The organism is Archangium sp., from assembly GCF_036389735.1.
Taxonomy (GTDB): Bacteria; Myxococcota; Myxococcia; order Myxococcales; family Myxococcaceae; genus Archangium.
On the sequence record NZ_DASVWK010000701.1, the window covers coordinates 1 to 5,741 of the forward strand.

Genomic DNA, 5,741 nt, shown 5'->3' on the forward strand with positions numbered 1-5,741 from the left:
GTCTCGCACCAGATGAGGTCCGCGTAGGGCGCGTAGGCGAGGCCACGGGCGATGGCGCACTCCACGCCGCCCTGGAGGCGGTAGAAGCCCTCGGCCGAGCGGCCCGCCTTGCGGTCGATGAAGGCGTGGTCGTACTCGTCCGCGTCGCTCATCAGCAGCTTGGCGCTGTCGGCGTCCGTGCGGGCCACCAGCAGGGTGGGCACGCCCATCACGTCCGCGGCCAGCCGCGCCGCCGTCAGCGTGCGGATGAAGTTGTTGGTGGGCACCAGCACCTTGCCGCCCATGTGGCCGCACTTCTTCTCGCTGGCCAGCTGGTCCTCGAAGTGCACGCCCGCGGCGCCCGCTTCAATCATGGACTTCATCAGCTCGTAGGCGTTGAGCGGCCCGCCGAAGCCCGCCTCCGCGTCGGCCATGATGGGGGCGAACCAGTAGCGCTCGTTCTTGCCCTCGGCGTGGTCGATCTGATCCGCCCGGCGCAGGGAGGCGTTGATGCGGCGCACCACGTTGGGCACGCTGTCCACCGGGTAGAGGCTCTGGTCCGGGTACATCTGCCCGGCGGTGTTGGCGTCGGCCGCCACCTGCCAGCCGGACAGGTAGATGGCCTCGAGGCCCGCGCGCACCATCTGCACCGCCTGGTTACCGGTGAGGGCGCCGAGCGCGTGCACATAGTCCTTGGTGTTGAGCAGCTCCCACAGGCGCTTGGAGCCCATCTCGGCCAGCGTGTAGCTGATGCGGATGGAGCCGCGCAGCTTCTCGACGTCCGCCTCCGAGTAGTTGCGGGTGATGCCCTCGAAGCGCTGGGCGTGGAGCTTGGCGTGGGGCGAGGCGTCAGTCTTCGTCGTCACGGCGTCGTACATGTGGGCTCCTCTCAAGATGGTAGGAAAAGAAGGGTGGAAGGAACGTCGGATTGCAGCAGGGGAACGACCCCTCAGCTGCCGTGGGCGGTGAGCGCCTCGTAGGCGGGGAGGGTGAGGAAGTCCTCGAAGCGAGGCGCGGTGGAGAGCTTCTCGAAAAGGGCACGGGCCTCCTCCAGGCGCTGGGCGCCGTAGCGCTCCGGGGCGCCCTCGGCCTCGAGGTGTTTCATCTCCTCGGCGAGCACCTGGCGGAAGCGCTCCGGGGTGACGGGCTGGCCGTCGGCCAGGGGGACGCGGTGGTGCATCCACTGCCACACCTGGGCGCGGGAGATTTCGGCGGTGGCCGCGTCCTCCATGAGGTTGTAGAGCGGCACGCAGCCCAGGCCCCCGAGCCAGGCGGCCATGTACTGCACGCCCACGCGGATGTTGTGGCGCAGGCCGTCCTCGGTGCGGGTGCCCTCGGGCATGGCCAGCAGGTCCGCCTCGGAGATGCGCACGTCCGGGCGCTTGTTGCCCAGTTGGTTGGGCCCCGGCATGTGCTTGTCGAAGATGGCGCGGGCCACCGGCACCAGGCCCGGGTGGGCCACCCAGGTGCCGTCGTGACCGTCGCGCGCCTCGCGCTCCTTGTCCGCGTGCACCTTGGCCATGACCGTCTCGTTGGCGGCCGGGTCGTTCTTGATGGGGATGAAGGCGGCCATGCCGCCCATGGCGTGCACGTTGCGGCGGTGGCACACCTGGATGAGGCGCAGCGAGTAGTTGCGCAGGAAGGCCTTGTCCATCGTCACCTGCCCGCGGTCGGGCAGGACGAACTTCGGGTCGGCCTGGAGCTTCTTGATGAAGCTGAAGATGTAGTCCCAGCGCCCGCAGTTGAGGCCCGCCGAGTGCTCGCGCAGCTCGTAGAGGATCTCGTCCATCTCGAAGGCTGCGGTGATCGTCTCGATCAGGACGGTGGCTCGGACACTGCCGTGGGGCACCCCGACATATTCCTGTGCGTACGTGAACACCTCGTTCCACAGCCGCGCCTCCCGGTGGCTCTCCATCTTCGGCAGGTAGAAGTAGGGGCCACTTCCGCGTTGCAGCAGCTCAGCGGCGTTGTGGAAGAAGTAGAGGCCGAAGTCGAAGAGCGAGGCGGACACCGGCTTGCCGTCCACCTCCAGGTGGCGCTCCAGCAGGTGCCAGCCGCGGGGCCGGCAGAAGAGCACGGCCGTCTTCTCGTGCAGGGTGTAGTGCTTGCCGTTGTCGGCGGTGTGGCTGATGGTGCCGCGCACCGCGTCGCGCAGGTTGAGCTGCCCGCGCACCACGTTGTCCCAGGTGGGGCTGTTGGCGTCCTCGAAGTCCGCCATGAAGACGCTGGCCCCCGAGTTGAGCGCGTTGATGATCATCTTCCGGTCCACCGGGCCGGTGATCTCCACGCGCCGATCCATCAGGTCCTGGGGCAGCGGGGCCACGGTCCACTCCGCTTCCCGGATGTCCTTCGTCTCGGGGAGGAAGCGCGGGCGCTCGCCCTTGTCCCAGGCCACCTGCACCGCCTTGCGCCGCTCCAGGAGGGCCTCACGCCGGGCGCCGAAGGCGCGCACCAGCCTGGCCACCAGTCCAATGGCCTCGGGGGTGAGGATGGCCTCGTACTCGGGCAACCAGGCCCCCCGGAGGGTGACGCCCTGTCCCAGGGTTCGCTGTACCCCGGTACGTTGCGCGCTGCTGGAGGAGGGGACAGTGACGTCCATGCAAAGCTCCTTGACGGGGTGCGTTGTAAAAGGCACCAACGGGCTCCAATCTGTGCCTTCTCAGAGCCAGTGTGAACCCCTATGCGCTGGAAAGACCATGCCGTGTAAGGGCGTCAACAGGACCGGGATTAAATTTGTAAATTCACCGACGTGAAAAACACCGAGGGGCAGCTGGAGAGACGGGGGTGCAATGGGGCGCAACGTGGTGCGTAGGGAGGAATGAGGCCAGGGGTGGGCGGGCCTCTTCGAGGAGCGGTGCCATGGATGAGACGAAGCGCTGCGTGGCGTGCAGGATGGAGCTCCAGGCCGAGGCGACGCGGTGCCCGCACTGCCGTGAGCGGCAGCCGGGCGCGGAGCCGATGCACCGGGGCGGGCCGGAGCGGGTGCTGGGTGGGGTCTGCATGGCCCTGGCGCGGCAGCTCGGGCTGGACGTGGCGCTGGTCCGGGTGGCGTTCGTGCTGGCGCTGGCGGTGACGGGCGGGACGGCGCTGATGGTCTACCTGCTGCTGTGGGGGCTCACGCCGGTATCGGCCACGGCGAAGGCGCCCGTGCAGCGGCTCGTGGACTGGCTGGCGAGGATGACGAGCGCCGCGACCGAGGAGCCCCGGGTGGAGCGGCGGGTCTGACGCCGGCGGCGGGCCGGTTCAGGGCAGCTTGGGCCGGATGGGGCGGGGCGCGTCCGGGTTGACGTCGAGCAGGCGCACGCCGTCCCCCTCCCGCACCGTGCCTCCGCGCAGCACCTTCGCGAGCTGCCCCCGCTGGCCCCAGGAGTCCTTCAGCAGGCCCCTGCGAATCCGCTCGAGCTTCGAGCAGGGGATGCAGGGCTCGGTCAGCTCCACCACCACCTCCGTGCCCAGCGCGAGGCGCTGGCCCGCCGGCAGGGACTCCAGCGGCAGCCCGGAGATGACGACGTTCTCCTTCAGCTCTCCGGGCCCGAGCCGCAGCGCGGCATGGGCGGCCTCGTCCAGCAGCAGGAGCTGCCGCTTGCCGTTGGGCTTCTTCTTGCCGTGACGGTCGCCCACGAAGCCGCGGCCCTCGAGGGCCTGGGCCTCGGGGACGCGCTTCATGGGGGTTCCCCGCTCCTGGGCGAGCAGGAGGGCGCGAATGGTGCCGGTGGGAGTGTCCACTTCCACAATCCTGTCCGGGGGTTCGTTCCACCGCAAGACGCGCGGTGCTATCGCACCCACTCCCGCCGAGGAGGCAGCCACGTGAGCAACCAGGGCGTCCGCATCGAGAAGGACACGTTCGGTCCCATCGAGGTTCCCGCCGAGCGTCTGTGGGGCGCGCAGACGCAGCGCAGCCGGCAGAACTTCGCCATCTCCAGCGAGCGCATGCCGCTGGCCCTCATCCGCGCCCTGGTGCTGGTGAAGAAGGCGGCGGCCCTCGTCAACATGGAGAACGGCACGCTGCCCAAGGACAAGGGCGAGGCCATCGTGAAGGCCGCCAACGAGGTGCTCGACGGTCAGCATGACGAGGAGTTTCCGCTGCTCGTGTGGCAGACGGGCAGTGGCACCCAGACGAACATGAACGTCAACGAGGTGCTGGCCAACCGGGCCTCGGAGCTGCTGGGCGGCGAGCGCGGCGAGGGGCGCCGCGTGCACCCCAACGACGACGTCAACAAGGGGCAGAGCTCCAACGACGTCTTCCCCACCGCCATGAGCGTGGCCGCGGCGGAGGCCGTGGTGCGCAACGTGTTGCCCGAGCTCCAGGCGCTGCGCGACGTCCTCGCGGAGCGCTCGGAGAAGTTCCGGGACATCGTGAAGATTGGCCGCACGCACCTCCAGGACGCCACCCCGCTGACGCTGGGCCAGGAGTTCAGCGGCTACGTGGCGCAGTTGGAGTACGCGCGCAAGCACCTGGAGCTGTCCCTGCCGCACCTGTCCGAGCTGGCGCTCGGGGGCACCGCGGTGGGCACCGGCCTCAACGCCCCCAAGGGCTTCGCCGAGCGCGTGGCACAGGAGCTCGCCCGCCTCACGGGCCACGCCTTCGTCACCGCGCCCAACAAGTTCGAGGCGCTCGCGGCCAACGACGCGCTGGTGCACGCCCATGGCGCGCTCAAGGGCCTGGCCGCCGCGCTCTTCAAGATCGCCAACGACGTGCGCTGGCTGGCCTCGGGGCCGCGCTCGGGCATTGGGGAAATCACCATCCCCGAGAACGAGCCGGGCAGCTCCATCATGCCCGGCAAGGTGAACCCCACGCAGTCCGAGGCCGTCACCATGCTGTGCGCGCAGGTGATGGGCAACGACGTGGCCATTTCCCTGGGCGGCGCGTCCGGCAACTTCGAGCTGAACGTCTTCAAACCGCTCCTCATCCACAACTTCCTTCAGAGCTGCCGGCTGCTGGCGGACGGCATGCGCAGCTTCCGGCTCCACTGCGCGGTGGGGATTGAACCGAACCTGCCGCGCCTGAAGGAGAACCTGGAGCGCTCGCTGATGCTCGTCACCGCGCTCAACCCGCACATCGGCTACGACAACGCGGCGAAGATCGCCAAGACGGCGCACAAGGAGGGCAAGACGCTCAAGGAGGTGGCGGTGGCGCTGGGCCTGCTCACCCCCGAGCAGTTCGACCAATGGGTACGCCCGGAGAAGATGACGGGCAACCTCTAGCGCGTCCGGGGGCGCCGGCGGGACCGCAGCAGCCACAGCAGCAGTCCCGCCGCCGCCAGGGCCGTGCCCGGAGCCGCGGCGCAGCCACTGGCGGCCTCCTCACCCACGAGGGTCCTCTCGGCGGAGTCGGGGGGCGACTGCTCCACCGGCGGTTCCGGTGCGACCGGCACGGTGACGGTGCCCTCGGCCCTCACGGTGTGCCCGCGCACCCGGAACTCGGTCTCGGACAGACCGCTCTTGAGCGCCACCTTGCCCAGGTCGTCGGTGGGCGGTGCATCGGAGCGGAAGGCGAAGCGGTCGGCCAGCAGCACCTCGCTCCCTCCCTGGGGTGTCACCCAGACGCTGTACGTCTTCGCGCCCAGGTCCGCCCGCATCCGCACGTGGTACGTGACATTCGCGCTGTAGGGCACGCTGGCGAGCGCCGCGTACTCACCGCCCCGGCGCACGTCGAAGAAGCCGCTCGGGTTGAGGCGGAGGCTCATGGCCAGGCTGGAGTAGCCGGTGACGGAGGTGGAGGTGTCCGCGTAGCCGATGACCCCGTCGATGGGTCTGGCCAG

6 protein-coding genes are annotated in these 5,741 nt (G+C 69.5%); 2 read left to right on the plus strand and 4 right to left on the minus strand.

Annotated elements, in window-relative coordinates; translation table 11 throughout:
• Together aceA and aceB are read right to left on the minus strand one after the other, a co-directional pair.
• Nucleotides 1–857, minus strand: an 857-nt coding sequence (aceA, locus tag VF794_RS24715; RefSeq protein WP_331114479.1) for an isocitrate lyase, incomplete at its 3' end; no start/stop codon positions are given.
• Nucleotides 858–928: 71 nt separating this feature from the next.
• A complete protein-coding gene (gene aceB / locus VF794_RS24720) occupies nucleotides 929–2,578 on the minus strand; it encodes a malate synthase A (RefSeq protein WP_331114481.1) in 1,650 nt (549 codons plus the stop codon).
• 260 nt (nucleotides 2,579–2,838) lie between these two features.
• Between aceB and VF794_RS24725 the strand changes: the two genes are divergently transcribed.
• Nucleotides 2,839–3,204 (plus strand): PspC domain-containing protein, encoded by a 366-nt coding sequence (locus VF794_RS24725; protein WP_331114483.1) that lies wholly within the window; start codon nucleotides 2,839–2,841, stop codon nucleotides 3,202–3,204.
• A gap of 18 nt (nucleotides 3,205–3,222) precedes the next feature.
• On the opposite strand, the gene VF794_RS24730 is transcribed toward VF794_RS24725, so the two are convergent.
• Nucleotides 3,223–3,705 carry an MOSC domain-containing protein gene (locus VF794_RS24730; protein WP_331114485.1) on the minus strand — a complete coding sequence of 161 codons (483 nt, stop codon included), beginning with the start codon at nucleotides 3,703–3,705 and terminating at the stop codon, nucleotides 3,223–3,225.
• Nucleotides 3,706–3,786: 81 nt separating this feature from the next.
• Here VF794_RS24730 and fumC point away from each other — a divergent pair, with 81 nt between their 5' ends.
• The gene (fumC, locus tag VF794_RS24735; protein ID WP_331114487.1) at nucleotides 3,787–5,184 is read left to right on the plus strand and encodes a class II fumarate hydratase; all 1,398 of its coding nucleotides are present in this window, start codon (nucleotides 3,787–3,789) and stop codon (nucleotides 5,182–5,184) included.
• Here fumC and VF794_RS24740 read toward each other — a convergent pair.
• A partial coding sequence (locus VF794_RS24740; protein WP_331114489.1) for an MYXO-CTERM sorting domain-containing protein occupies nucleotides 5,181–5,741 on the minus strand: 561 nt, incomplete at its 5' end. The two genes, fumC and VF794_RS24740, sit on opposite strands and share 4 nt — an antisense overlap.

Excerpts from the sequence above, each read along its gene's own strand:
- aceB (WP_331114481.1), bottom strand. The coding sequence starts at position 2,578 with ATGGACGTCACTGTCCCCTCCTCCAGCAGCGCGCAACGTACCGGGGTA.
- VF794_RS24725 (WP_331114483.1), top strand. The coding sequence starts at position 2,839 with ATGGATGAGACGAAGCGCTGCGTGGCGTGCAGGATGGAGCTCCAGGCC.